At 42.8% G+C, this 24,945-nt stretch carries 24 protein-coding genes; 13 read left to right on the top strand and 11 right to left on the bottom strand.

Features of this window, described 5'->3' with window-relative positions; all coding sequences use genetic code 11:
- Window positions 1-32: 32 nt before the first annotated feature.
- Together R2X38_RS02240 and R2X38_RS02235 are read left to right on the top strand one after the other, a co-directional pair.
- Entirely contained in the window at window positions 33-485 is a 453-nt protein-coding gene (locus R2X38_RS02240; RefSeq protein WP_317520401.1) for an isoprenylcysteine carboxylmethyltransferase family protein, read from the top strand.
- Between the two features lie 91 nt (window positions 486-576).
- Complete coding sequence (locus R2X38_RS02235; protein WP_317520400.1) at window positions 577-984, top strand: hypothetical protein; 408 nt, start codon at window positions 577-579, stop codon at window positions 982-984.
- Here the strand turns inward: R2X38_RS02235 and R2X38_RS02230 are convergent.
- Window positions 978-1,757: a helix-turn-helix transcriptional regulator gene (locus tag R2X38_RS02230; protein ID WP_317520398.1), complete on the bottom strand. Its 780-nt coding sequence runs from the start codon at window positions 1,755-1,757 to the stop codon at window positions 978-980. The genes R2X38_RS02235 and R2X38_RS02230 overlap by 7 nt on opposite strands.
- Window positions 1,758-1,905: 148 nt before the next feature.
- Here R2X38_RS02230 and R2X38_RS02225 point away from each other — a divergent pair, with 148 nt between their 5' ends.
- The 3 genes from R2X38_RS02225 to R2X38_RS02215 all read left to right on the top strand — a co-directional run bounded on the left by R2X38_RS02225 (window position 1,906) and on the right by R2X38_RS02215 (window position 4,085).
- Entirely contained in the window at window positions 1,906-2,286 is a 381-nt protein-coding gene (locus tag R2X38_RS02225) for an STAS/SEC14 domain-containing protein (RefSeq protein ID WP_317520397.1), read from the top strand.
- 125 nt (window positions 2,287-2,411) lie between these two features.
- Window positions 2,412-3,101: a hypothetical protein gene (locus tag R2X38_RS02220; RefSeq protein WP_317520396.1), complete on the top strand. Its 690-nt coding sequence runs from the start codon at window positions 2,412-2,414 to the stop codon at window positions 3,099-3,101.
- 87 nt (window positions 3,102-3,188) lie between these two features.
- Window positions 3,189-4,085: a 6-pyruvoyl trahydropterin synthase family protein gene (locus tag R2X38_RS02215; RefSeq protein WP_317520395.1), complete on the top strand. Its 897-nt coding sequence runs from the start codon at window positions 3,189-3,191 to the stop codon at window positions 4,083-4,085.
- Window positions 4,086-4,148: 63 nt separating this feature from the next.
- Here R2X38_RS02215 and R2X38_RS02210 read toward each other — a convergent pair whose 3' ends face one another.
- On the bottom strand, window positions 4,149-5,675 hold the full coding sequence (locus R2X38_RS02210) for a phospholipase D family protein (protein ID WP_317520394.1): 1,527 nt from the start codon (window positions 5,673-5,675) through the stop codon (window positions 4,149-4,151).
- A gap of 318 nt (window positions 5,676-5,993) precedes the next feature.
- On the opposite strand from R2X38_RS02210, the gene R2X38_RS02205 reads away from it, so the two are divergent.
- From R2X38_RS02205 to R2X38_RS02190, 4 genes are all read left to right on the top strand, one after another.
- The gene (locus R2X38_RS02205) at window positions 5,994-10,061 is read left to right on the top strand and encodes a TOMM system kinase/cyclase fusion protein (protein WP_317520393.1); all 4,068 of its coding nucleotides are present in this window, start codon (window positions 5,994-5,996) and stop codon (window positions 10,059-10,061) included.
- A gap of 1 nt (window position 10,062) precedes the next feature.
- A complete protein-coding gene (locus R2X38_RS02200; protein WP_317520392.1) occupies window positions 10,063-11,421 on the top strand; it encodes a hypothetical protein in 1,359 nt (452 codons plus the stop codon).
- Between the two features lie 23 nt (window positions 11,422-11,444).
- Window positions 11,445-12,173, top strand: coding sequence for a hypothetical protein (locus R2X38_RS02195; protein WP_317520391.1), 729 nt, complete (start codon window positions 11,445-11,447; stop codon window positions 12,171-12,173).
- Between the two features lie 201 nt (window positions 12,174-12,374).
- On the top strand, window positions 12,375-13,352 hold the full coding sequence (locus R2X38_RS02190) for an FHA domain-containing protein (RefSeq protein WP_317520390.1): 978 nt from the start codon (window positions 12,375-12,377) through the stop codon (window positions 13,350-13,352).
- A 507-nt stretch (window positions 13,353-13,859) separates the two neighbouring features.
- Here R2X38_RS02190 and R2X38_RS02185 read toward each other — a convergent pair.
- Complete coding sequence (locus R2X38_RS02185) at window positions 13,860-14,447, bottom strand: LysE family translocator (protein ID WP_317520389.1); 588 nt, start codon at window positions 14,445-14,447, stop codon at window positions 13,860-13,862.
- A 111-nt stretch (window positions 14,448-14,558) separates the two neighbouring features.
- Between R2X38_RS02185 and R2X38_RS02180 the strand changes: the two genes are divergently transcribed.
- Window positions 14,559-15,002, top strand: coding sequence for an Lrp/AsnC family transcriptional regulator (locus R2X38_RS02180; RefSeq protein WP_317520387.1), 444 nt, complete (start codon window positions 14,559-14,561; stop codon window positions 15,000-15,002).
- Between the two features lie 42 nt (window positions 15,003-15,044).
- Here the strand turns inward: R2X38_RS02180 and R2X38_RS02175 are convergent, their stop codons facing one another.
- The 6 genes from R2X38_RS02175 to R2X38_RS02150 all read right to left on the bottom strand — a co-directional run bounded on the left by R2X38_RS02175 (window position 15,045) and on the right by R2X38_RS02150 (window position 19,323).
- A complete protein-coding gene (locus R2X38_RS02175; protein ID WP_317520386.1) occupies window positions 15,045-15,797 on the bottom strand; it encodes a DUF2076 domain-containing protein in 753 nt (250 codons plus the stop codon).
- Window positions 15,798-15,984: 187 nt separating this feature from the next.
- Complete coding sequence (locus tag R2X38_RS02170; RefSeq protein WP_317520385.1) at window positions 15,985-16,554, bottom strand: YceI family protein; 570 nt, start codon at window positions 16,552-16,554, stop codon at window positions 15,985-15,987.
- The gene (locus tag R2X38_RS02165) at window positions 16,555-17,091 is read right to left on the bottom strand and encodes a cytochrome b (RefSeq protein WP_317520384.1); all 537 of its coding nucleotides are present in this window, start codon (window positions 17,089-17,091) and stop codon (window positions 16,555-16,557) included.
- A 207-nt stretch (window positions 17,092-17,298) separates the two neighbouring features.
- Window positions 17,299-18,033 (bottom strand): HAD family hydrolase, encoded by a 735-nt coding sequence (locus R2X38_RS02160; RefSeq protein WP_317520383.1) that lies wholly within the window; start codon window positions 18,031-18,033, stop codon window positions 17,299-17,301.
- Window positions 18,034-18,306: 273 nt separating this feature from the next.
- Complete coding sequence (locus R2X38_RS02155; protein WP_317520382.1) at window positions 18,307-18,846, bottom strand: peroxiredoxin family protein; 540 nt, start codon at window positions 18,844-18,846, stop codon at window positions 18,307-18,309.
- Between the two features lie 186 nt (window positions 18,847-19,032).
- Window positions 19,033-19,323 (bottom strand): putative quinol monooxygenase, encoded by a 291-nt coding sequence (locus tag R2X38_RS02150; protein WP_317520381.1) that lies wholly within the window; start codon window positions 19,321-19,323, stop codon window positions 19,033-19,035.
- Between the two features lie 346 nt (window positions 19,324-19,669).
- Here R2X38_RS02150 and R2X38_RS02145 point away from each other — a divergent pair, with 346 nt between their 5' ends.
- The 3 genes from R2X38_RS02145 to R2X38_RS02135 all read left to right on the top strand — a co-directional run bounded on the left by R2X38_RS02145 (window position 19,670) and on the right by R2X38_RS02135 (window position 22,368).
- Window positions 19,670-20,521 carry a GNAT family N-acetyltransferase gene (locus R2X38_RS02145; RefSeq protein WP_317520380.1) on the top strand — a complete coding sequence of 284 codons (852 nt, stop codon included), beginning with the start codon at window positions 19,670-19,672 and terminating at the stop codon, window positions 20,519-20,521.
- A 493-nt stretch (window positions 20,522-21,014) separates the two neighbouring features.
- The gene (locus R2X38_RS02140; protein WP_317520379.1) at window positions 21,015-21,422 is read left to right on the top strand and encodes a hypothetical protein; all 408 of its coding nucleotides are present in this window, start codon (window positions 21,015-21,017) and stop codon (window positions 21,420-21,422) included.
- 265 nt (window positions 21,423-21,687) lie between these two features.
- On the top strand, window positions 21,688-22,368 hold the full coding sequence (locus R2X38_RS02135; protein WP_317520378.1) for a hypothetical protein: 681 nt from the start codon (window positions 21,688-21,690) through the stop codon (window positions 22,366-22,368).
- A 59-nt stretch (window positions 22,369-22,427) separates the two neighbouring features.
- On the opposite strand, the gene R2X38_RS02130 is transcribed toward R2X38_RS02135, so the two are convergent.
- Window positions 22,428-23,930 (bottom strand): GntP family permease, encoded by a 1,503-nt coding sequence (locus R2X38_RS02130; protein WP_317520897.1) that lies wholly within the window; start codon window positions 23,928-23,930, stop codon window positions 22,428-22,430.
- On the bottom strand, window positions 23,930-24,898 hold the full coding sequence (gene denD, locus R2X38_RS02125; protein ID WP_317520377.1) for a D-erythronate dehydrogenase: 969 nt from the start codon (window positions 24,896-24,898) through the stop codon (window positions 23,930-23,932). Before denD ends, R2X38_RS02130 begins: the two co-directional genes overlap by 1 nt.
- Window positions 24,899-24,945: the final 47 nt, after the last annotated feature.

Below are 24,945 nucleotides of genomic sequence, written 5' to 3'. Positions count from 1 at the left end.
TGACACTAGAATAAAAGAAAAAGGAGAAACGAATGGAATTGCGCCTGCCCCCACCGTTAGTTTTACTCATCACTCTTGGCTGCATGTATGCACTTGCTAGATATTGGCCGCTATATGCATTCTCATTTTCGGCTCAGACACTGATTATATTAGTATTTTGCCTGTTGGGGACATTTCTCGGCTTGGCTGCAGTCTGGTCATTTTCGAAGGCCAGAACCACGATTGACCCTCGCTTACCCAATAAAACATCCAAGCTGGTGACATCCGGTATCTACCGCTTTTCACGTAACCCTATGTATCTCGGTTTATTGTGTTTTTTATGCGCAGCGTTTGTGTATCTTTCTGCTCTTAGCCCTTTACTTATGTTAGGGCTATTTGTGTTCTACATGAATAATTTTCAGATAGCACCCGAGGAAGCCGTATTGCAGGCAATGTTTGGCGAGCAATTTGACCAATACTGTCAGCGAGTTAGACGTTGGTGTTAATTCTGTCATTTATAACTTTTTTGGACACCATATCACTTTTTTATACTACTCTTTATGAGTGATGCGTAAGGATGAGTGGTTTGGGGGCGTTATGGAAATTCTCAAGGCAATCGATAAAAATTTTCTACCTTTCATTAAGTTACCTTTAGCTTGTTTGTTTGCCAAAAGTGGTGAGGTGAACTTTTTTAGTTCAAGCTTTCAGTCTCATACATCAGATTTTTCGAAAGACTATAAGTGTTTAATAAGACAAACCAAAAGAGAAATCTCCAGTATCAAGAGAAACTTAACTCAAGCAGGCTATCAAATGACCCAAATTGTCAGGGTGGAAGTAACACTTGCTTTGAGCATGGCTGATCATCCATTAGATGAATTATATGATTTGCTCAGGCCTTTTTCTGGAGAAATAGAAATTCGTTATGATGAAACTGGGCTCTTTTCATCGGAGCCGCATCTTTCATCGTCTCAGTTAATATCAATTGATGTGATGGCACTTCATTGATTTGCGCGCTTGATATACACACTCGGGGTACTTCCTGTTTGCTTACGGAAAAAGCTGACAAAGGCGCTGTCACTGGAGAAGTCCAATTCGAAAGCGACGGTTGAGACGGATTTATTTTCAGAAAGAAGCTCTATCGCCTTCATCAGTCGCCACTGTTGGCGCCAGGCCTGATAGGGCATGCCTGTTTCTCGGCTAAATATACGTGAAATGGTTTTTTCACTTGCGCCAATAGACTGCGCAGCCTCATTGAGCGGTGATGGGGTATGACCTTCTTCACTGAGTTGTTTTAACCAAGTTGTCAACCTGCCATCAGATGGCAAAGGTAGCAACAAGGCTTCATCTGGGGCTGCTGAGAGTTCTTGCCAGAATAACTTCACCAGTACTTCTTGTTCTTTGTAGGGCATTTGCCAAGGCCAAAAAGCCATTCTTTCGATCAGCTCTCGGAGCAATGGATTGACCGACAAAATCCTAATTTGATCTTCTTGTTGATTGGCATCTGAAATGTCGAAATACACCGAACGATAAGCAACTACATTTGTCATGACGGCACAGTGACGGACGCCTGCAGGGATCCAGGCTGCACGTGTAGGCGGCAATATACACTGTTGATTTTCAAGCGTAATACTCATAGAGCCAGAGGGGGCGTATAACAGCTGCGCTTTCTGGTGGCTGTGCATACCTGAATCATGGCGACCAATATTCGCGGCAATACCGACAATTTGGTTGTTAATTGCGTCTGGGTTGAATCTGTCTTTTTCGGTGATAAGAGCCATATTGGTGAGATTACAGCTTGTGTATTCGTTGAATGATAGCGAGAACATTGAGTTAAGTACATGTAGATATACAAAGGTGACTTCAATCTGCTACTCAGGCAACTAGGGTATAAACTATTGAGATAGCCGGATGCAATAAGGAGTAAACATGAGTTATGTCCATGGTATCCACCTTGAGGTTGAGCGGTTAGATGATTTGGTCTTCATGGAGCTGAAGGCTGTAGGTACTTTGACACACGCTGATTATGAAAAGATCACCCCATTAATAGAAGAAGCTTTAGAGGGGATCGAAAGCCCGATCGTGAATGTGTACTTTGATGGTACTGACTTTGAAGGATGGGATCTGCATGCGGCCTGGGATGATCTTAAGCTAGGTCTCAGGTTTGGCCGTAAATTTAATAAAGTGGCCATCTATGGTAACCAGCATTGGCAAGAAGTGATGAGCAAGGTAGGGGGATGGTTTGTCAGTGGAGAAGTCCTCTACTTTGAAGATTCACTGGAAGCAATCAGTTGGCTGCGAGAAGCGTAAGGTAGGAGGGAAAAAATAACGCTACCTAGTATTGCCTCTGTGTTTACATTAAGATGCTGATAGTTTTGGGGAAAGTTAAGCAGACCCTATTTAAAGTGATAAATTTCGCTACAGGTATGGTGAAAATGAAAAGGAATGTAATTGCGTCTGGGGTTTTGCTGTCGCTAGTTTCTATGCCGGCATGGTGTGATGAGACTGTTTCAGGGCAAGTGAAAGCGGCTCAAACGGAATATGAGCCAATAGCAAGCGAGCAAGGCTTTCAATACTTCGCAGGTCTTCGCGGTGGTGTTAACTTAATCGGCAGTGATGATAGCGCGTCTATTTCTACTGGTAACATTGACTCTGATGACAATGATTTTGGCTCGTTCGGCGCGCTTGATTTAGGCGTGTATATGCCCAATGATCGAGGAAGAATCTATTACAGTTTTGAATATCATACATCGACAGTTAAATTCGATGGTCAGGACGCTTATGACACCAACGTTGGGCTACACCTTTTAAGTGCTGATCATATCTTCCGTCCGCAAAGATCCGTTAGGACTTTTGTTGGCCTACATATGGGGTATGCTTTTGCTGAAACGGACTCAGACTTTACTGGTAAGTATAAAGAAAGTGGCATTGTTTTCGGCTTCCAGGCCGGTATAGGCTGGGAAGTCACCCATGATCTGGGTCTAGAGGTTGGCTTGCGCCATACTGTTCTTCCATCGGAGCGCAGCACTTGGCAGGCAGAAAACAGTGCTGGTGAGTCTGTGACCGTTGAAACCCAGCTGAAAGGCGTGACATCTGCTTATCTTGGTGCCACCTACCGTTTTTAATGGTCTCTGGTATAGCTTGAGCGGTTTACTCAGGAATTTAGCTGCGTATAATGCCTTGCCGCAACCAGAATCAGTAAGGACTTCAGTTTGAAGCTATTTGTTAGAGATCTTACCGTCATCGATGCCTCTTACCTTTGCCAACAGCGAGGCATGGTAGGGGAGAGTTGGATCCTCGATGTGGTGATGTCGGGCGAATTGAATGAAATGAGCATGGTGCTTGATTTCAGTCGGGTGAAAAAGCAGATCAAACAGATTGTAGATGAGTTTGTCGATCATCGTTTGATTGTTCCAAGCCAAAATAATGCAATTCGTACTGCAGTAACCAAACCGGGCTATGCTACCGTCGATTTGTTGCGTGGAGACAAAAGCCTGCATCTGCATTGTCCTGAGCAAGCGTATTGCTTTATTGATGACAGTGAAGTCACTATTGAATCTGTCACCCGACATATCTATAAAGTACTGGAAGGTAAACTACCAGAGAATGTGCAGGGGTTGGAGTTAACGCTACGCCACGAGCCTATCCCAGGGCCGTTCTATCACTACAGCCACGGTTTGAAAAAACACGATGGTAACTGCCAGCGTATTGCTCATGGCCACCGTTCACCGGTTGAGTTATTGGTTAACGGTAAGCGGGATCTGTCATTGGAGCAACAGTGGGCTGAGCGTTGGCAGGATATCTACCTTGGTAGTACCGAAGATGAATGCACGTTGGAAGAACTCAGCCTTAGCGAGTTTGCTGCAGGTCTGACTTCAAAGACTCACCATGCTTTCCGCTACACAGCGCCTCAGGGTGAGTTTGAATTGGCGATTGCCCGCAGTGATGTGGAAATGATTGAAACCGATACAACGGTTGAACTGCTTGCTCAATACATTGCTGAGCAGGTGAGCGTATCTGTTACATCAGGTTCAAGCGTTGATGTGATTGCTTATGAAGGTGTCGGTAAAGGTGCGATGGCTTCTACGGTTGGCCAGCTTAAGCTTTAACCGCTAAATCACAAATTATATAGCAAAAGCCCCATCATACTCTGTATCGATGGGGCTTTTCGTTTAAAGCTGATTTTCTATTGGTAATATTCCAGCCAACCAGGCAGAAAACCGAAGCCATATGCTGGCATCGGGTTCGGATCGTTTAGATGTGCCGCTCAGATCATTATGCCATTCAAGCTCATTGTCTTCGCTGAGTGCTAAGCGATAAGTATTCTTGCGAAGATTTCGATCAATTTCCCGGTAAATTATTTCACCAAATTCTTCTGACTCGATAAGTACGCCCATTTCTGTGTTGAGATAGGCAGAACGAGGGTCAAAATTAAATGAGCCGACAAACAAGTCTTTACGGTCAATTAGGAAGGTCTTAGCATGTAAACTGGTACGGGAGCTACCTAACCACGAGCGCTGCTTCTTCAAACTAGGATCGACTTTTACTTCATAGAGTTTTACCCCACCAGCCAATAAAGGCTCGCGGTATTTGGCATACCATCCATGTACCGCAAAGACATCGTTAGAGGCAAGAGAATTGGTAATAATGGTAATATCGATGCCATCTTGTGCGGCATCAACGAGTGCCGCTGCCCCCTGTTTGGTTGGCACAAAATAAGGGGAAATCAGCAGCAGCTCCTCATTGGTTTTCGCCAGTATGGCTCCTAGCTGGTGGAGCATAAGGTCGGTATCTTCTGGAGAATAGATCTTGGAAGGGAGGTCATAGTGTACTTCTGCCTTGCCCCAGAAAAAGTCCAATGATTCATCTTTTATATGCTGGGTCAGAGGAAGCTCCGCCAGAGATTTTATGTACTTTGAGTTTTTGAACTCTCGCTTGAGGCTATCTTCCCAGCTTTCAATCTCAGCTTTTGTCGGCTTGGCAGCATCATAAACAAAAGATTCAATGGGGGTAGATGGCTTGCTGTTCCAATACATATCAAATTGCACGGCTACGTCTGTGACTGACTGGCCTAGCATCAGAATGTCGAAATCACCAAAATCGACAGAGGTGTTGGCTGCAAAATACTCGTCTCCGATATTTCGCCCACCAGTAATGACGAAAGCATTGTCAGCGATTAATGCTTTGTTGTGCATGCGACGGTTTAGGCGCTCAAAATCTGTAATAAAGCCAAAGACACGGGCACTACGGTTTTCAAATGGATTAAACAGCCGAATTTTGATGTTGGGATGGCTTGCCAACTGTGCCATGGACTTATCATTGCGAGATTGCATATCGTCGAGCAATAGTCTTACTCGGACACCACGCTCCGCAGCTTGGTATAAGGCATAGGTCATCAAAGAACTGGTACTGTCATCGCGATAGATGTAGTACTGAAGATCGATGCTGTGCTCAGCACCATAGATGAGAGCCAAACGAGCGAGAAATGCCTCTTGTCCATCACCAAGCGGATAAAATCCAGTCTGTTCTGGATGCTTATTGATATAGGGTAGCGCTTGGCTGGCAAGTTGGGTTTGAGAATCGAAAGGGATGGTATAGCTAGGAACTTTCTCGGCCGTAGGAGTAGACGCGCAACCAATGAAAGAAATAAAACTAATTAATACAACGAGGTAACGAAAAAAAACAAACAAGTAAGCCATGGTGGATTGGGCTGATTCCTTTCTAATTTCTATCCTGGATTTTAAATGGCGAGGCGTGCGATGACAAATTTATATCACTGAGTGTGAAATAGATCTCGTAAGCAAAAAAATGCCAATGTTGTTAAGAAAACTTTACCATACTCAACTTGTGTGCAACATTTGTCATATTGCTTTTTTGTGGTTGCGCTTAAGGCATTGCTTGTGGTTATGGATGTTTGTGTGGTGAATATCTAAAGCATTGATTTATGGGCAGCTAATATTGATGTTGAGTGATGAGTGTGAACGAACACTCAATCATATTAATCGTGGGTAGAATCAATGGAAACGGATTTCCTGACTGAACCGACAGTAGAGTCAAACTTTGAATCATATGATTATAAGCTCGTTGAAAAAATAGGAGAGGGGGGCTTTGGCCAAGTATATAAAGCGATTCAGCTAAGCACACAAAAGCAAGTAGCAATAAAATTTCTAACACTTAATCCGTTAGCATCAAGAGAAAAGAATCACCGCCATATTGAGCGATTCCATCGTGAATGTGATTTGATTTGCCGATTAAACCACCCAAATATCGTACACCTTATTGACAAAGGACAACAAGGTGATGACTTAATTTATGCTGTTTATGAGCTTATTGATGGTGAAACTCTCAAGCAAAGATTGGAGAAAAAAGGCGCCTTAGAGCCAGTCGAAGCGGCTGAAATAATGGCCGCTGTACTCGATGCATTAGCACATGCACATGAGAAGGGAGTGATCCACAGGGACATAAAGCCTGGAAATATCATGCTCTACCGCGTAGGCGCGAAAACGCATGTTAAGGTACTTGATTTCGGCATCGGCACTCTAAAGTCTGAAGCTCGGCAATTGGACTACAAGAGCATTACTTTGAGTCAAGAGACCTTGGGTACGCCGACGTATAGTGCTCCGGAGCAGTTGAGGGGCGAACCGCCAGTGGCTCAAACAGACATTTATGTCTGGGGGCTTGTATTTTTAGAGTGTCTTTTTGGCAAACCTCCGATAACAGGAAGGAGCCTTGCTGATATCTTCCATCAACATCTTAGCCCCGCCAATATTTCACTTGGTGTGTTAGCCGGTCATAACTCTGCACATTTTTTTCGACGAGTTTTAAATAAGAAATACTCTGATAGGCCAGATAACACAGCCAGTTTATACCATGAATTGTGCCAACTTAACTTTTCTGATTTAACCGGTTGCTTGAAAACTGACGACCGTTTATTGGTTCCGTCTCAGCATTTCAAAGATCATGCAAATGGTGACACGGAAACAGCCATTAACCAGCCAAAGCTCACTTACTCACAGTTAACTGAAAGAAAGCAAATATCGGCACTGAGTGTAATAGTGACAACCGATCGAGTCGATAATGAGAATAATAATGCAATTGATCAAGACGTTATTGACACTATCCATGCCGACCAGATGCAGCAGTGTATTGATATTGCAGTCCGTTATGGTGCAACTCATGTAGGTACACTGGGCGATACAGTGCTGTTTTATTTTGGTTTTCCGCAGGTAACAGAGAATGATGGGCGCCTATGTTGTCGTGCAGCATTAGAAATTGCCAGTAATTTCAAGAAAAAGAATCTCTTGTTAGAGCAGAATAATGGCTTGGTGTGTAGGTATAGCATCGGTATAGAGAGTGGGGTCATGTTGAGTTTTGCCGATAACCTCCCGCAGGGCAAAGTCGCTCATCAGGCTATGCAGCTTAGTCGATATGCAGGATCCGGTAAAATTGTTTGCTCTGAGTCGGTTAGAAGGCTTCTTCAAAGTCATCATCATTTTGAAAAGCCGCAGACCAACACTGAGCTTGAAGCCGGTGGCTGCGCAATGTACACGTTGTTGGGAGAGCGGCAGTCTGAAGCGTTTGGGTTTTTACGTGGGCATGGTAGGAATGGCGTTTTCATTGGCCGTAGCCGTGAATTAACTGACATAGAGGCTATTTTATCTGCCCATTTTGATGGTGGTTCAAATCACCATAGAGAAAAAGTGACACATGTACATCTCTGCGGAGAAGCCGGAGTCGGTAAGTCTCGTTTGATTTATGAGTTAAGGGGGCGCTTCAATAACACACAACATTTGATCGCACAGTGCCTGCCTGAACACCAAAACAATGCGTTATTCCCTATTTTGAAGTTACTGTCTTACCAACTAGAACTGGAGGGGTTAAATGATGATTTGATTCTCGAAATACTGAATAAAGCGATGATCAGGTCAGGTTTAGAAGGGAAGCAACTTCGAAATGGATATTTGGTGTTGTCAATGTGGATGGGCTTGCCACTTGAAGAGAGAGATGAATTAGCGCAACTGACACCTGAGCGCCAAAAAACCATCTTGTTTTATACGCTTGCTATTTTGTTATGTCATTCGAGCAAAGAGCATACGCAGTGCAACTTAACTCAATACTTGTTTTTCTGTGAAGATATACATTGGGCCGACTCAACAACAATTGAGTTTATAAGGTATCTCGTTGACAACGAGAGCTTTGTTCAGCGTGGCCATGCTTGGGTGAATACTTCACGCTTGCCACTTCCTGAAACGTTAAGCGATGGTAAGTTTGAGACAGTTTCTGTCGATAAGTTTGATACTGAAACAAGTAATGCATTGATTGATGCGTTGTTTGAACAGCAACCCATTGAAACCGAGCTACGGTCATTACTACTAGAAAGAACTGATGGCGTACCTTTATTCATTGAAGAGTTAGTCTCGAGTTTACGTTCACAACAACTTGTCCACAAAATAAATGGTGTGATTAAGTTTATTAATTCGGATAAGCGTGGACAGCTACCGGAAACATTGCGAAGCACACTTCAGCAAAAATTGGATCGGCTAGTGTTTGCGAAAGACACTGCGCAGCTAGCCTCATGTATTGGACGTACTTTCAACCATAAAGTGTTAACAGCGGTTTGCGGGAAAGGCGAAGCGCAACTTCAAATGGATTTGGAAGAGCTGCTGAAATCAGAACTCGTGGTTAAGCATCGGCAAGCCGATGGTGACATTTACATATTCAAACATGCTTTGGTCAGAGATGCCGCTTATGACTCATTGACTCAACGTGCGCGGCGAGAATGCCATCAGCTCATTGCCGATGAACTCTGTCGACAACAGGATGAAGGACACCGTCCTTCAGATATTGGTCGTCATTATGCTAGTGCACAAAACCATGATAAAGCAGCATATTTCTATGATCTTGCAGGGGAGAAGGCTTTACACATTTCATCAAATAATGAAGCAGTCACATTCTTCAATGAGTCAATTAAACAGCTCGAACTTTGTGAAACTGACAAGATAGAAGAGACCATCAGCGTTTACGGTAAGTTAAGTAATGCCTTAACCATGAAGGCTGGGTATGCCAGTGACGAAGTTGAAGAGATCCAGTCCAAAGTCGCTGTGTTAAGACGTTTTAAGTCATCAAATGAAGAGATATCACTCCAATGTGACGGAACATCTATGGTTCAAGCCGCCACTGATTGCTGGGGACAGTCTGTTTTTCAAATGGTGTCTGCAAACTTTAATGATGCCATGAAAATTACCTCTGATTACCGTTCAGCATTGGATAAGGCTCCTGCCTTGTACCAAATTTGTCCTAATCTATCGGATGCTTTTATTTATTTGTGGCAGGGTGAAAATCGAAAGGCTCATGATTTATTGGTAAGAACTGAAACACTCAGTGTTTTGGCTGGCGAGGAATATGGAACAAGCTTCCATGAACTATGTACATCTATATATGGGTATAACACGTTTGTGGCTTCAAAAGTTTATCTCGGTTTGAACACATTAGTTTTGACTGGAGATAAAGGTGAAAGTATCAAGTTAGCGGTTGAGGCTTTAAGGTTGGCTAAGGAAAGTGGTCACCCGTATACGCATGTCCATTGTCTTTGTCGAGCGGCGTTAATTTATGCTCTTGTTGGAAATTACCCTGAAGGACATCGATTAGCAGCAGAAGCTAAACAAATTGCGACACAATGCGATATAGCACTATGGCTTGCAGTCGCAGGAATCATTGAGGCATATTGTGATGTATTTATGTACCACAAAGTGCATTCACTTGAGCAGTTGAGAATTAGCTTAGACGCCTATTCTAAAACCGGGGCTGTAACTAATAACGCGATCTATCAAACACTATACGCTGAAGCGCTGCTGGAGTCGGGCGAAGCTGAACACGCTGCGAAGGTGTGTCGACGTACTGTCAAAAATTGTGATGTTACAGGTGATAATTTTTACCTATCCGAAACTTATAGGGTTCTGGCTAAATCATTAGGTCAAAGTAAAACGCGTAGAAAAGAGGCTCAAGGGTATGTTGAACTTGCTGAACAAATAGCGGTAAATCAAGAAGCTCGTTTATTCATAAAGAGATTGAGAGAGGTGCGATAAAATGATGGCACATATCTCACAACCTAACTGGTTAAAGTTTCACTCTCTTCACGTGAAGTTCGACGGAAAACTGAAATATAAACTGTGGTTACTCATTTGCCATTGTTGTCTCTTCTGTTTCCTTTTCGCTGCAGAAGCGATTAGTAAAGAAATTGATCATGCCGAGGTTAATCAAAGGGAAGTTGTACCACTTATCAACGCGCAATTGAATGACCAGGGAATGCGAAAATTTGCCGTAAGAGCATTAGAGAGATTTACTTCACCGACACCTATATGGAATGAATCGTCTTGGAAGTCTATTAATCAGATGAAACATGATGGCGGAGCTTGGGATCAAGCGGAGCTTAACTCATCAGCAATTGCTTATGGTTCTTGCCTGTCATTGCAAGAAAGCTTATTGCTGCAAGGGGAGTCGCACCGTATTGTTAGTGACTTTGTCACACCTGACAAAGTTGCGCTTTACGATAATAATGGTAATCCAATACTTTATGATGTTCTGCTTAACCATACGGCTGTTCAATCTATTATTGATTATAAATTCAAGCAGGAGAAAACTTTTTCTTTTCCAGGGCAAATTCAGGATACAAGCCCGCAAGTTCCTGGCGCTATTTTTATAAAGTTCGCTTGGAAAGTTCTGTCTGAAGATGAAATCTTATCAGATAAATTCGCAAGTGGGTTTTATAGAGAACAAGTTCTTGCCCATCTACCAACTCGTGACAAGTGTGAACGTATTACTGTCGTTTTAATGGGAATGCATATAACTTTGAAACCTATGTCAAATGGGGAAGGGAAACAGTTTACTTGGGCGACGTTCATCCACTCTAAAGCAGTGCCAAACTACCAAGAAATTAATGACTTAGATGCTTCAAATAATGTTTGGCTTATGTTTAATTCTGGGCAGCCGGTTATGCAACCTGTTCAGGTTTGTCCGGAAGTCATAGAGTATCAACAAGCATGTTGTGACTCGGTAAGTCGCTTTACTCCAACACAATGTGAAACTTTAACAAAGGTAATTATTGAGAGCCCTGATTGCATCATCAATAAGAAGCCAGCATCGCAGGGTGATAGTGCGCAATTGGTACAGTTATGCCCCGCGACGTCTCAGGCTTCAAGCCCTGCCCTAGAGCCGTGGGGTAATTATAGGTTGATAGATAATCAATGGATGAATAGCACGACTAATATAGTTAAGCCGGTATTTCTTTCTAACCCAATGTTAGAACCATATTTTGACAATTATGAATATTTCCATGGTGACAAAATCATGGGTAATTCAAGCTGTTTTAATTGTCATTCAAAAGCTAAAGAGACAGATATGATATTCAGTATCTCTTCTCTTCTTGGTGTTAAAGTAAACAAGTAATCAGATATATAAAGGGAGTTACAATGAGTACGACATTCAAACAGACAGGTTTTTCTATTTATAGCAAGGTCAATAATACTATTTTAGAAATGATCGATGAAAATAGAGAAAATATGACGGCGTTCCTATCAAATGCTTACTCTACATTGGATGAGCCGTATGATAGTGGGAAAAATATCAAGAATACTTGCAATAATTATTACGATGAAATTGTTTCTACAACTGGGAAGGATAAAGAAAAGGCCGAGAGGGAGTTATCAGCGGTATATAAATCAAATTCAGTCGCCGTAGATGGCACACAAATGACGGATGCCTATATTTCTGAGATTATGAAGTTGAATGTATCCACTGACTCTCGTTCTTTAGAGCTTTTGCAGTTGATTGTAGGGGATGCTGTCCTCGAGTCTATTTACAAAAAAGGCTTTAATCATTGTAATGGTTTGAATTTATTATATCGGGTACATAAAGATTCAGGGGAGAGCTATGAAGCTTGGGTATTAGCGTTAACTTTTAGGTTGGAAAGCGAATCCGGTTACAAAGATGAAGTTGATAATGCTATAAACGATAATGATTCAATAGCATTGAAATCATTACTTCAGCTCGTTGATACTCAAAACCAAGTTGCTCCTTCAAGCTTTGTTGATAATCTTGCCAAAAACTTGTTTAGTGGAATGAACCAGACTTTTTCTGATAGTCAAATTATGTCTATGACGACTTATATTGGCAATGTCTCATATGATTTACTCTGGTAATAACATGTAATAGAAAGATACTGACACCTTGTGTACAGTTACTTATATTGTACAAATATTGCTGGTGTATGAGTAACACTTGATAATCTTAGGGTTAAAAGGTGTCAGTAATTAAGTAAGTTCTGTTTTTCTACCAAATAGAAATGTATGTAAGTGTTAACCCAGTAAATATTAGGTTATCTGTGTAGCTAGGAGGATAATGTGGCGTATCTAACAACAGCAAATTCAAAGTTTCCTGTGTTTTTAAAAGCGTTTCACCAATTTGGGCGTTTAGCGACAGCTGTTGATACATTAATTGATAGCCCTGAAATTTCTAGAATACATGCAGTCGTCGAATGGATAGACAATGTTTGGTATGTCAGGGATCTTAGTAAGAATGGACTGCAAGTAAATGGTGAGACAATACAAGCAAACAAACTTTATAAACTGTCTCTTGATGATAATCTGATGTTTGCTGGACAACCGCACATAACATTTACTGTTTTAAATTTAGACAAGCCAGCAGATGTTTTAATTCCTGTGGTACCTGAAGGATTATCGAGTCGGGTGAATGTAGAGCCTATTTATCTTGAGCATTACCATTTTTTACCAACAGAGTCTTCGCCTGAAGTGATCATTTTCTATGATACAAAAGAAAAGAGTTGGTACTGTGAGAATGTAAATGAATGTGTTACGAGCAAAATTAATGATGGTGAGATGCTGGAGTTTTCTCACTCTATGTGGCAATTAATCGAAGGTGCAGATGTTTCTGAAAAAGAAACCATTGCTGTAACAGATGATTTTAATAGTAAGGTTTGCTATGTTTTTAATATAAGTCAGGATGAAGAACTGACTAAGCTAATAATTATAAATGGAAATAAAAATATTAACTGTGAAATTAGGAGCCATCACTACCTCACAGCATTACTTGCTCGTTATAAGGGAGAGGATTCCATCAATGATGTTCCTGAAACGCAGCGTGGTTGGCGATCGATAGAGCAACTTAGTAAAGATATTGGTTTATCTGAGAGTCATATCAATATACAAATACATAGGGCAAGGAAGCAACTAGCCGACAAAATGAATGCAGAAGGTATAAATGAGCCTATGTTAATTGAAAGGCAGCGAGGACGTGTTCGACTTGCAGTGAATGACTTTAAAGTATTCAAAGGTGAGAAACTAGAGGTCGAAGTTTGCTAGTGTAATTGTTATATTTTTTTACGATGTGGGGAAACCATAGTAATTACGTGTTCTCGTCAGTAGAAAGGTGTACAGTGAATTGTCTCGCCATCATTTCTTTGGTGGTGGTCACAAAACAGCACATTCAGTGAAGCTCTAAGTAGTCACGCTAGTACGCCGTATGATTCTAACTTATTTTCTTGTTATGTTTTTTTAATCTTCCCGCGTGTTATTTTTTGGTGATTTGTTCTTTTTTGGGCCGATTTGTGAAAGCGTGTTGGATGCGAAAAGGTGTTTCAATGCATAACAACTTGAGTATATTGAAACTAAGTCCATGAATCAGAAACATTAAGAATGAGTTTACGGACGATATTTTAGACCGTGGTATGTAATTTTAAAAGGAGTTATTGTTATGGCTAAACGTGTATCAAATAAGCGTATTAAAGAAATTCTAGATAATGCAAAAGCGAAAAAATAAACCTTGAAAGCCTCCACTTTGGAGGCTTTCTTCATTTCAGCATTACTCAATTATAAGGCCTGGCTCAGAGAAGCAACCAGTAATCCAGCCATTGCAAAGTTGAAGTACCTCATTTTAGTTGGTTGCTGAAGCAGGGACTGCAATTGTCTGCCCGCAAAGGTCCATATACTCACTGATGGGATATTCACAATAGCAAAGACCAATGAAATGAGTGCAATCCCGCGCCAATCTGAAGTTGTGTTGTAGATGCTGACAGTGGTGATAGCCATTGTCCACCCTTTGGGGTTCACCCATTGAAAGCCCGCTGCCGAGAAAAATGTCATTGGCTTATATTGGGTACTATCAGAAAGCGTAGGTCGACTTTTAGCAATATTAAAAGCTAAATAGAGTAGGTATATGACGCTAACCGCTTGCAAAACCTCATGCAATACTGGGTAGCTGTGAAAGACACCGACTAATCCAATCCCTACCAGAATAACCATGAAGCTAAACCCAAAGATAATGCCCATCATATGAGGAATGGTGCGAAAAAAACCGACATTCGCCCCCGAGGTCATTAACATAATATTGTTAGGCCCAGGAGTGACGGTTGAAACGAAAGCAAAGGTCACAAGAGCGAAAAGGTGTTGGTATTCCATAATGTTGCCTAGTTGGTCTGTTCATCTTTAATCTGTATATTAATGAAAGAGTCAGGCAATTTTGTGTCTAACTTTGCTTGTAAAGCCCCTCAATCACAATAAAGTTGCGCAATGGATAGATTTGACGAAAAAATATTGCTTGAGCTAAAAGCCGATGGTCGATTAACCAATGTAGAGCTGTCGCAGAGGGTAGGGTTATCTCCGTCAGCGACCCTCAGGCGTGTACAGGAGCTTGAGAAGCAAAAGGTCATCACCGGTTATAAAGCGATCTTAAACCAGACCAAAATGGGCGTCGGTTTTGTTGCTTATGTGAGTGTTGGCTTAGCTAACCACAGTAAAAAATCACAGTTGGACTTCGAGTCGCATATATGTTTGGCAAAGCAGGTCGTGGAGTGTCATAACATCACAGGTGCGAGTGAATACTTGCTTAGGGTTGAAACGTCTGACTTGAATGCTTACAAGCGCTTTCATGCAGATGTTCTGGGTGAGATCCCTCAAGTGAACTCAATTACCACCATGGTGGTGATGGACACCCCCAAAGATGATAGAGGGTAAAAAGGCACGATGTGTGCCCTCAAATATGGACTGGGTGGTTGGTTATTCGTCGCCGCCGAAATCAAAGTCGCCGTCATCGCCGCCGCCACCGAAGAAGTCATCATCGCTGCTGAAGCCATTGTTGGCTAGTGTGTCGTCGAAGCCCGTGTTTTCGAAGCCATCACTTCCAAACCCTTCACTGTCGCCACCTAGCCCATCAGTACCAAAGCCGCCTGTATTGTCAGTATATTCTGATGCAAAGCTAGAGGAGTCATCCAAGAAGCCACCAGAACTTTCCTCAGCGCCAGAGCTCGCCAGGGCATCATCTGCTCCTGCTTCTTCTGCAGGAACGTCTTCAGCTGTAGTGTCTGCAGCTTGAGCATCGGTTGCTGCCATAGCATCAGCTGCTGGGTCGTCATTATTGAACAGCATATTGCTAATCATATTACCGGCTATCATACCCACAGCGACGCTGGCTGCCGTTTGCATAAAGCTACCAAAGGCACTTGGTTGATGGGTCGGCTGTGGCGGTTGAGGAGCAGGGCGGCTGCCTCCCATCATTTTGCTCAGAGCTCCGCGGTTAGCTTCCGATTTATGATGGTCAACGCACTTCTCAAGGTATTCATTTTTTTGCTTGAGTTCCTTCAGCGCCATTTCTTGTACAAGAACTGCTTGGGTAAGCTTGTAGACAGCGTCATCTTGAGCACCAATTTCATTGTTGATCAAGCTTTCTGCTTCAGTATCCTTGGCTTTGTTTGGGCTCTGCTTCAGCTTGTTGGCGACATTTTGAATCAGCTCTTTTTCTTGTGGTGTCATGATTTACCTTCTCATTGAGTAGCACGTTAATACGCTTGTTTTTATGACCTTCATCCTAGCCCATGGTTCCTGTTTCAATCTGTAACCATGAGTAAAAAACATTGCCGATTGATTGAATTGCATACAAAAAATCCGGCAAATAGCCGGATTTTGCAATTAATTGACTTTCGCCTGTTATATCCAATGTCTATTGGCGAATACCTTCAACATGCAGTTCGATATCCGCATAGCTAGAAGAGCCCATCACCTGAATGCCAAAATCTTTGAAGTCGATGCGAGTGGTACCAGTGAAACCTGCTCGATAGCCACCCCATGGATCTTCACCTTCACCGATGAACTTGGCATCAATGGCAATAGGTTTGGTTTGGCCGTGTAGGCTTAGTTCACCAAAAATGGTCATTTCGCCATTGCCTTTAGGCTCAACTTTTGTCGAAGTAAATGTTGCTGTTGAGTATTTACCCGCATCAATAAAATCGGCACTGCGCAGGTGCTTATCACGTTCTGCATGGTTACTGTCAAGGCTGGTTGTATCTACATTCACTTGTACTTTGGAAGCTGACAAGTTTTGCGGATCGTAGCTAAATGTGCCGTCAAAAGTGTTAAAGCGGCCTTTTATGAAGCTGTAACCCAGGTGCTCTACTTTGAAGTTGATAGAGGCATGGGCTCCTTTTGTATCAATGGCGTAATCAGCCGCTTGAGCCATACCTGAAACTGTTGCCGCTGCCATTAGTCCCATGGCGATGATGTGCTTTTTCATTTACTTTACTCCCAACATTTTTTTTAGGGTGTTGTCTTTATTTATGAAGTGGTGCTTGAGTGCCGCTAAGGCATGCAAGCTAGCGAGTCCGATAAGGGTGAAGGCAAGGTAATAGTGTACCTCTCCTGCAATATCTGCCTGGTTAGGGAATAGCTCCCCCATAGACGGTACAGCGAACCAATCGAACACTTCGATTGAGCGACCATCTGCTGTTGAAATGAGATAGCCAGAAATGAAGATGCTGAGAAGCAAAATGTAAATTAGGCCATGTGCCACCTTTGCTGCAGCGATTTCCCACGCTGCTCCTCCAATAGCAGGTTGCTTTTTGATGTGCTTCCATATCAGCCTGAAAATCGTTACCAGAGCAAGGCAGATGCCGACGGATTTGTGCCAATGGGGAACTGGCTTGTACCACTGCGAGTAATAGTTGAGATCAACCATCCACAAGCCAACCGCAAACAAGCCAATCACAGTGATTGCTGTAAGCCAGTGAATAAAGATGGATAAACCATCATAAGTCTTTCTGTCCTTGTTCATCGTGTTCTACCGTATGTCACTAATAAGGATATTGTAGACATGGCTGTCTGGAACATAAGTAGTAACAGTAGAACAACAACATCAAATTATCTGAATAACATTGGGCACAGGGCGATATGAATGAAGAAAAGATAAGAATGAAGCAACGGATGAAAGGGTGTTAAACCGTCACCTCGTTTGATGACGGTTTATATAAGAAGGGAGGGGTTAGCGCAGGATATTGTTATCGTGTCGCCAATCCATGATAGTCCACTCATTCATCTGGGCGTGGAGCGCCAGAGCTGGGTCCGGGTTGACAGCAAAAGGGCGATCGACTGCGTCTAATAGCGGGAGATCGTTGATTGAATCGCTGTATCCGTAACTGCCTTTGAACGCGGTATCTTGTTGGTCGAGCCAAGCTTTCATCCTGATCACCTTTCCATATTGGTAACAGAGTGTACCTGTCGTCTTACCAGTGAATTTACCATCGACCTGTTCCAGATTTATGGCAATGGCGTCGTCAGCACCAAGCAGGTGAGCAATAGGCTTAACGAGGTGCTCACCGGTAGCCGATATCACTAAAATGGTATCGCCACGGCGCTTGTGCCACTCAATTCGTTCAATTGCATCTTGGTATAGTGCAGGTTTGATGTGTTGAACAATGAACTCACTGACTAGAGCCGTAATCGCTGTGTTATCCATACCAATCATTGGCTTGAGAGTTGCCTGCATGTAGTCATCCATGTCCATTTGGCCTTTGGCATAGGCTTCCATCAATTCTTGCTCTTCTTGCAAAAGTGTTGATGGCGCCACGCCTTTCTCTACCAAGAAGGCGCTCCACAGGCTAGCAGAGTCAGCAGCAATCAATGTTTCATCAAGATCGAAAACCGCAAGGTAAGGTGTCACTTTTTTTGCTGGCTGCTTGTTTGTCGAGTTAACGTTTGCAGAGTTATTGGTTGTCAAACTGTGTTCCTATCATCTTTATTGTATAAGTCGTTTTTGGTAAAACTCTTTTGGTAAAAGCCTTTTGGTATTTTGCTTTCTACTGGCATTCGCTCAGTTTCGATAGAGACTATGCAAGGGGGATGACAAAAGGTTTTCAGCTTTGTGACCTTTTTGCTTCACAATGTTGAACAGTAGGCGAGTTCATAGCGGACTGTGTGTTTTGTATCATCGTGTTTTTTATCATAGTTAAACGCCAGCATTCCGTGTGCTGACGCATATTTGTATTCTAAATCAATAATCCAACGTGCCGCGGATTGGATAGTGGTTATCCGGGTTTCTGATCCATGCAAGGCCACGGGTTAAAGCGCCTAGTTCAGGGCGGACAAACGGGTTGTTTGATATATCGACCACGTGCAACTTTCCGTGTTCATTGACAACGAACAACCCCGGCTCGGCAAAGTTATGATCTGTTTCTTGCTCGGAGCGTGGCAGAGAAATGTAGACACCCAATGTTTTCATTTGCTCTTCGGTAAGCCCATAAGCGATAGGAAATGAGATATCGAGCTTTTCAAGGTGGGTTTCAAGCTGCGCTTTTGAATCTGCCGAAACAGCAAGGATATCAACACCAGCATCAGCAAAGGCTTGCTTGTAATTTTCTAGGTCGTTGAGATACTGGGTACAGAGAGGGCAATGCTTGCCTCGGTATACAAAGACAGCTTGCCAGGTCGCTTCTCCTTGAGGGGATCCAAGCTTTACATCGGAGCCATCTAGCCTTGTTGCTGTAAGGGTAGGGAAATCGTTACCCGCTTTGAGCTTCACTGAATAATCCATGTTTCACTCCTTTTGTACCGGTTCTGGGTACAGGTTATGGGGGGGGGTAAATCACAGTGCTCATTGTGGACACGGATACCGCTATCTTCAAGTAGTTAACTTTTAGTAACCTACTAAGCTGAAATGCAAAACCCCATCACCTGCATTTCGCTGGCAATGGGGTAACAGAAAAGGGAGGGAGTAAAATTATGCGATTTGGGTCATTTCATTGATGGTAAACTGCTCCACACAGCCTTCAGTCGCGGCCATGTAATCAGCAAGGTGTTGGTTGCCCATATGCTGCTGCCATAACTCACGTGAGGTCCAGTTTTCAAAAAACAGGAAATGTGCAGGGTTTTCGTTGTCTTGATGAAGGTCATAGTTGATGCAACCTTCTTCCGCACGTGTTACATCGATAAGCTTCAATAGCTCAGTTTTCACAAGGTCAATTTTGTCTTCTTTGGCGATGATGTTGGCAACGATGGTTAGCTTAGTCATTAGGCTTCCTCTAATTGAAATGTTGTATGGATATCTTTATGACGGCTTTGAATACCGGGTTGATGTTTTGAATAATAGCTGCCTATAGCTTTTCTGAAAACAGGTGTGATTTTGAATTATTATCAAATAAGATTTGATAATAATTATCTGTAGTAAGCTACTCGATAAGATCTCAGTACCGATGGCAAAGAGAGATTTTCAAATTCGACTTCTCGTTTTCAAGTCTTTCCCAATCATTAATTTGCGAGTGAGGTGGCATTAAAGCACTTCAGTGAACCAGGCAAACTAATTAATCTTCTACCCTTAGCATATCCGTATGGAAGTAGAGCTATGTTGGAGGGCGGTGATGGCAGAACAAGATTATCTTATAAAGGTGATGTCGAAACAGGATTTATTACAGGCCATTGACTGGGCAGCCGCAGAAGGCTGGAATCCGGGGCTTTATGATATTGAGTCATTTCATGCCGCAGACCCGAATGGCTTCTTGGTTGGCTATTTAGGAGACGAAGCCATTGCTTCGATTTCGGTGGTGAAGTACGACGATAGTTACGGCTTCTTGGGTTTTTATATCGTTAAGCCTGAATATCGCGGTAAGGGATATGGTTTCAAGCTCTGGCAAGCAGGGTTGCAATACTTGGAAGGTTGCAATGTGGGACTAGACGGTGTAGTTGAGCAGCAGGGCAACTATAAGCAATCAGGGTTTAAGCTCGCTTATGGCAACATTCGTTTTGAAGGTGTTGGTGGAGGTGATGAGCCTGAAGGTATAGGGTTGGTCGATCTCAGTGAATTGCCATTAAGTGAAGTACTGGATTATGACGCTGCTTTTTTCCCAACGGAGAGGAAGCATTTTTTACGGCATTGGATAAGCCAAACGGGCTCTCGTGCCCTGGGTATTAAACAAGCGGGCAAACTGGTTGGTTATGGAGTGATCCGCCCGTGTCGTAACGGGTTTAAGATAGGGCCATTGTTTGCAGATGATGCTTTGTTAGCAGAAGAGCTTTTTCTTGCTCTTCGAGCGAAAGCAACCGTAAAAGACAATATTTATTTGGACGTGCCGGAAGTGAACCTCCCCGGTGTTGCATTAGCAGAAAAGTACAGTATGGAACCCGTATTTACCACAGCGCGGATGTATACAGGGGATACGCCTGATATTTCGGTTGACCGTACATTCGGTGTTACTACCTTTGAGTTGGGCTAGCGGGCGCCATAAACGTCTTTGCCCAGCCTCTTTTGTCAGTGAAAGATAAAGTAAAGGCTGAATTTGATTGATATTGTGAACGTCGAAATTCGAATAATGCAGCCATGATGCCGTCATTGAATCACTACTTTTGCAAAACTTGTGACACTGTCACGGTTGGGCTGGCTACATATGGTTGCGCACAATTGTCCTGACCGCTTCTTCTCCCATCAACGCACGTCTCTCGTTGATGGGTTATCTATACGCCCTGGTCGGCGGCGAAAAAATGAACTATCTGAATGAAAAACCCTAGATTGCAAAACTGGAATAGTCTTTTTGCTCTAGTTGAAATGTAAGGAGATATTTCTTGCCTTACTAAGAATTCAATCACTTAATCATTACCATTAATATCTTTATGGTTTTTGACCGTCAGCTTGACGAAATTTTACAGAAATCGAACATTGTTTTGCACTGCAGGACGTAATCTAGCGCCATAAAAGAATGGAGCTAAACCATGAAATTACAACTTAGAGCGGAATCAAAGCAACTGCCAAAGACCAAGCAATCATTGACCAAAGTCCTGATGACAAGCGCAATAGCGGTGATCATTGCAACTGCGGGGATCACTGTACCCAATGTTGCAGAGGCGAAAGGGCATAAACATGGGCACCACCATCATCACAAACACAAGCATCATAAACATAAACATAAGCATCATGTGGTAGTGGTGAAACCTAAACCCAAAAAGCATAAGAAAGTAGTGGTTGTACACAAGTACCCTAAGCACCGCCACTATCATCGTAGTCGTCTACCAGAAATCGCAACATTTGCTGTAATTGCAGGCGCAACCTATGCCATTATCGATAATCATTACTACAAACGCCGTGGTGATAATTATGAATATGTGGCTAAGCCTCGATAATTTTTACGGATGCCCTGATCGTCAGGGCATCATACTGTATAAGTTTCAAACGGTGTTCATAATTTTTTGAGTTAGGTTACAACTTTTTGCTTCTCATCTGTTATAGTCATTTCAATAAGCATTGATTTGCTATCTAGCCCCTAATATCAAACTAGTAGGATTGTTGATTTAGAGGAAAATTAAAATAAATAGAATCTAGTTTGCTCAAGAATTGAACGGTGTTTTATATTCGACGGCGAGTTAAACTCAACCAGTTGGTGTCAGGATGAAAAATTTAACATTAATGGCTGTTATATCGATGTTTCTTTTTGGGTGTGCAAGCCCAAGTGAAAATGAAACTTCTAAAGTGATTCCGGTGGATCTACAGAAGAGTGAGCTAATTGAGGTGCTGAGCGAAAAAGCGACAACAGATGCCCTAGATGTTCAGTATCTACTCACAGAAGCAGAAATGAATAATAAAGACATGGTTGAGTTTAGAGAGCAGTTGATTTTGGCGTTAGGACAGGAGCAAATAAACTACAGCTTCATTCCTCATTCGGAATTCGAGAACTTATCTGCCATTGCGAAAGCCAAGCCTAATGGCTGTTATGTGAAAGAGGCATATGAATACTACAGTCCTCAACTACAGGAAGACGTGATTTTTGTCGTAGAGAATTTGCGGGTATGTGCGAAAGAAGACGATTATGTGGCGCTTGATACCAGTATCGGAGACTTTAAGATAGCAGTGAAATATGGCGATACGGTGATGAACACAGCACGCAAAGCATCATATTTTCACAATTTCGTGAAGATTAGTGAAAATGCATATTCATCCCTTTCTGTAGGTAAGCTGACGTTGAATGAGTATATGTTGTCATTCGAAACTGAATCCGGCCTTACCTTTGAGGTTGATGAGAAAGGAATTGTCACCCGGAGTGATATTGGCTTGATTGGGGTTGTTCATTAACGGTAGAAAAATGGAGGGAGGCAGGTTGCCTCCCTAATCATTTGTTTTTCTAGATTTTGTTAGGAATTTGATGGTGCAAGGTTTTCACTATTTTTCTTGTCATAAGAACGAATGAAGAAGTAGCAGCCAGCTAACACCAGCAACGGCAGCAAAGGATCGATAATAGAACCTTGTGAACCGAATACTAGGTTTAATACCATCACTAAAGTACCGCCAATCGCCCAGGCAATAGTAGTAGGGATCGTCCAGATAACAAGTTGCTTCTTCACTTCAGTTACACCCATCAAGCGGTTGACGATGTGGAATAACGAATCATTGAAATAGCCTGCAAATAAGCTCCCCATAGTGGCCGCGGTAGCAGCAAAGAGTAAGTTCACATCTGGGATTTCGATAAGAACAGGGGCAGATATAGAGGCTGCTGTAATCATCGATACTGTACCACTACCCTGGATGATACGGACCAAGGTCGCAATGATGAATGGGATCATGATTGGTGAAATGGGTAATGAAGCAACTTGGTTGGCAATTTCTGCACCCGCCCCAGTTTCACGAAGCACCGCACCAAGTGCTCCACCAGCACCGGTAACAAGTAAAATGATCCCGCAGGTTGAGATACCTTCTTCTAGTTTCTCAGTGACTTGTTCTTTGCTTAGGTGATTTCCTAGTGTGTAGATTGCAAGTAGGGTGGCAATAGAAAGAGCGATAACCGGACTACCAACAAAATCAATAAATTGGCCAATAACGCTTTGAGATAGGCCTTCAAAACCAAAGTTGCTTTCGAATAGTGCCATCAGGGATTTAAATAGAATCAATACAATTGGAACGATAATTGGTGCAATTGAACGCCCAAGCGTTGGTAAGTTCTTATTTTCCTTGCTGGCTAGGTAGTCAGTATGATCTTTGGCAAGTTGCTCATCTGTTTTACTCAGGTGCTCTACAGGTACAAACTCAGGGAAGTGTTTTTCAAGCCAGCGAGCGTACCAAACAATACCCATGATACATGGAGCCGCTACGGCAAGGCCAAAGCCAAGCATTGATGCCAAATCAACCCCGAAGATACTGGCAACTCCCAGCGGCCCAGGTGTTGGTGGTATTGCATGGTGGGCAACAACTAGGCCACCGGCCAGAGCAACAGTCAAAGTCAAGATTGAGCGCTGCGATGTCTTAGATAGAGACTTGGCAATTGGGTAGAGGATGATTAAAGCACTGTCTACGAAAACGGGAATAGAGACTATATATCCAGTTACCGCTAGTGCGGTTTCCTCTTTCTTTTTCCCCAGCCACTTGATGAAATGGTAGGCAATAGACTCGCCGGCACCAGTTGTTTCAAGGATCGCGCCCATCATTACACCAAGACCGATGACAATACCTATTCCACCTAAGGTGCCACCAAACCCAGCACTAATGGTCGACATGGTGTCATTTACACTGAGTCCTCCGATGATACCAGCGATACATGCAGCAGCTAGCATGGCAATAAGGACGTGAACTTTTGTACGAAGTACTAGAAAAACTAATACCGCGACAGCAATAATTAGGCCGACAACAGAAGTTGGAAGGATCATAATGTTGCCTCCGTTTCTTTATTCTCTGTATTTAGGAAATGGGCTAGCACCTCAGTGAAGTCACTGTCTGCCACAAAGCCAAGCGTTTTCTCAATATCATTATTGATGCACTGTGGCCAACTGCTAACGATGCGGTTAATTTGAGCATCGGCCTCAAAGGATATGTAATGCGATAAATCTTTACCGACAACGGCATTCATGTTCGCAATCATCTCTGACGGGGTAACTTGAAATCCCGGGAGGTTAAGTGTTCTGAAACTTAATTGATTGAGCTCTTGTGTTGAGATAAAGCCTGCGCGAGCGATGTTCTCTACAACTTTGTTCGGGCTAGAGATCCATAGCTTCAACTCAGGATCGACTGGGCAGTTTGACTCTAGGCCATTTAAAGGTTCGCGGATGATTCCACTGACAAAAGAGCTTGCGGCCTTATTTGGTTTACCCGGGCGTATACAAATCGTTGGTAGCCTTACTGTAACAGCATCAACATACCCTTTGCGTGCGTAGTCGTTAACAAGCAATTCGCCAATGGCTTTTTGTGTGCCATAACTCGATACAGGTTGCATGGCAGTCATAGGTAGAATTTCATCCGGCAGGGTGCCACCGAACACAGCCAATGAGCTGGAGAACACAAAACGAATTGCCGGATTGGTATGACGGCATTTTTCCAATAACAGTTGTGTAGTTTCTAGGTTGACTGACATTCCAAGGTCGAAGTCTTCCTCGGCATGGCTCGACACAATGGCCGCTAAATGAAAAACATGGGTGACTTTATCGGTAATCACTTGGTCAACATTGTGAGGGAGAGTCATATCGATATTAATGGATTCAAGCCTTGGATCTGTGCCAATTAATTTTGATTCCTGAATATCGACAAGGGTGATTTTATTAACATCATTGTTCTTTAGGAGGGATTCGGCAAGTAGGGTACCGATAAATCCAGCTCCGCCGGTAATCACTATATTCATTTTCATTCCCTGTTTTTTCACGTCGTTTGATTGAAGTAGCCAACCTG

It is taken from the genome of Photobacterium rosenbergii, from assembly GCF_033022775.1.
Lineage (GTDB): Bacteria > Pseudomonadota > Gammaproteobacteria > Enterobacterales > Vibrionaceae > Photobacterium > Photobacterium rosenbergii_A.
Note: the sequence above shows the minus strand (reverse complement) of the source record. Positions and strands in the feature narration are given on the sequence as shown.

Excerpts from the sequence above, each read along its gene's own strand:
- R2X38_RS02240 (WP_317520401.1), top strand. The coding sequence starts at position 33 with ATGGAATTGCGCCTGCCCCCACCGTTAGTTTTACTCATCACTCTTGGC.
- R2X38_RS02235 (WP_317520400.1), top strand. The coding sequence starts at position 577 with ATGGAAATTCTCAAGGCAATCGATAAAAATTTTCTACCTTTCATTAAG.
- R2X38_RS02230 (WP_317520398.1), bottom strand. The coding sequence starts at position 1,757 with ATGGCTCTTATCACCGAAAAAGACAGATTCAACCCAGACGCAATTAAC.
- R2X38_RS02225 (WP_317520397.1), top strand. The coding sequence starts at position 1,906 with ATGAGTTATGTCCATGGTATCCACCTTGAGGTTGAGCGGTTAGATGAT.
- R2X38_RS02220 (WP_317520396.1), top strand. The coding sequence starts at position 2,412 with ATGAAAAGGAATGTAATTGCGTCTGGGGTTTTGCTGTCGCTAGTTTCT.
- R2X38_RS02210 (WP_317520394.1), bottom strand. The coding sequence starts at position 5,675 with ATGGCTTACTTGTTTGTTTTTTTTCGTTACCTCGTTGTATTAATTAGT.
- R2X38_RS02205 (WP_317520393.1), top strand. The coding sequence starts at position 5,994 with ATGGAAACGGATTTCCTGACTGAACCGACAGTAGAGTCAAACTTTGAA.
- R2X38_RS02200 (WP_317520392.1), top strand. The coding sequence starts at position 10,063 with ATGATGGCACATATCTCACAACCTAACTGGTTAAAGTTTCACTCTCTT.
- R2X38_RS02195 (WP_317520391.1), top strand. The coding sequence starts at position 11,445 with ATGAGTACGACATTCAAACAGACAGGTTTTTCTATTTATAGCAAGGTC.
- R2X38_RS02185 (WP_317520389.1), bottom strand. The coding sequence starts at position 14,447 with ATGGAATACCAACACCTTTTCGCTCTTGTGACCTTTGCTTTCGTTTCA.
- R2X38_RS02180 (WP_317520387.1), top strand. The coding sequence starts at position 14,559 with ATGGATAGATTTGACGAAAAAATATTGCTTGAGCTAAAAGCCGATGGT.
- R2X38_RS02175 (WP_317520386.1), bottom strand. The coding sequence starts at position 15,797 with ATGACACCACAAGAAAAAGAGCTGATTCAAAATGTCGCCAACAAGCTG.
- R2X38_RS02170 (WP_317520385.1), bottom strand. The coding sequence starts at position 16,554 with ATGAAAAAGCACATCATCGCCATGGGACTAATGGCAGCGGCAACAGTT.
- R2X38_RS02165 (WP_317520384.1), bottom strand. The coding sequence starts at position 17,091 with ATGAACAAGGACAGAAAGACTTATGATGGTTTATCCATCTTTATTCAC.
- R2X38_RS02155 (WP_317520382.1), bottom strand. The coding sequence starts at position 18,846 with ATGGATTATTCAGTGAAGCTCAAAGCGGGTAACGATTTCCCTACCCTT.
- R2X38_RS02150 (WP_317520381.1), bottom strand. The coding sequence starts at position 19,323 with ATGACTAAGCTAACCATCGTTGCCAACATCATCGCCAAAGAAGACAAA.
- R2X38_RS02145 (WP_317520380.1), top strand. The coding sequence starts at position 19,670 with ATGGCAGAACAAGATTATCTTATAAAGGTGATGTCGAAACAGGATTTA.
- R2X38_RS02140 (WP_317520379.1), top strand. The coding sequence starts at position 21,015 with ATGAAATTACAACTTAGAGCGGAATCAAAGCAACTGCCAAAGACCAAG.
- R2X38_RS02135 (WP_317520378.1), top strand. The coding sequence starts at position 21,688 with ATGAAAAATTTAACATTAATGGCTGTTATATCGATGTTTCTTTTTGGG.
- denD (WP_317520377.1), bottom strand. The coding sequence starts at position 24,898 with ATGAATATAGTGATTACCGGCGGAGCTGGATTTATCGGTACCCTACTT.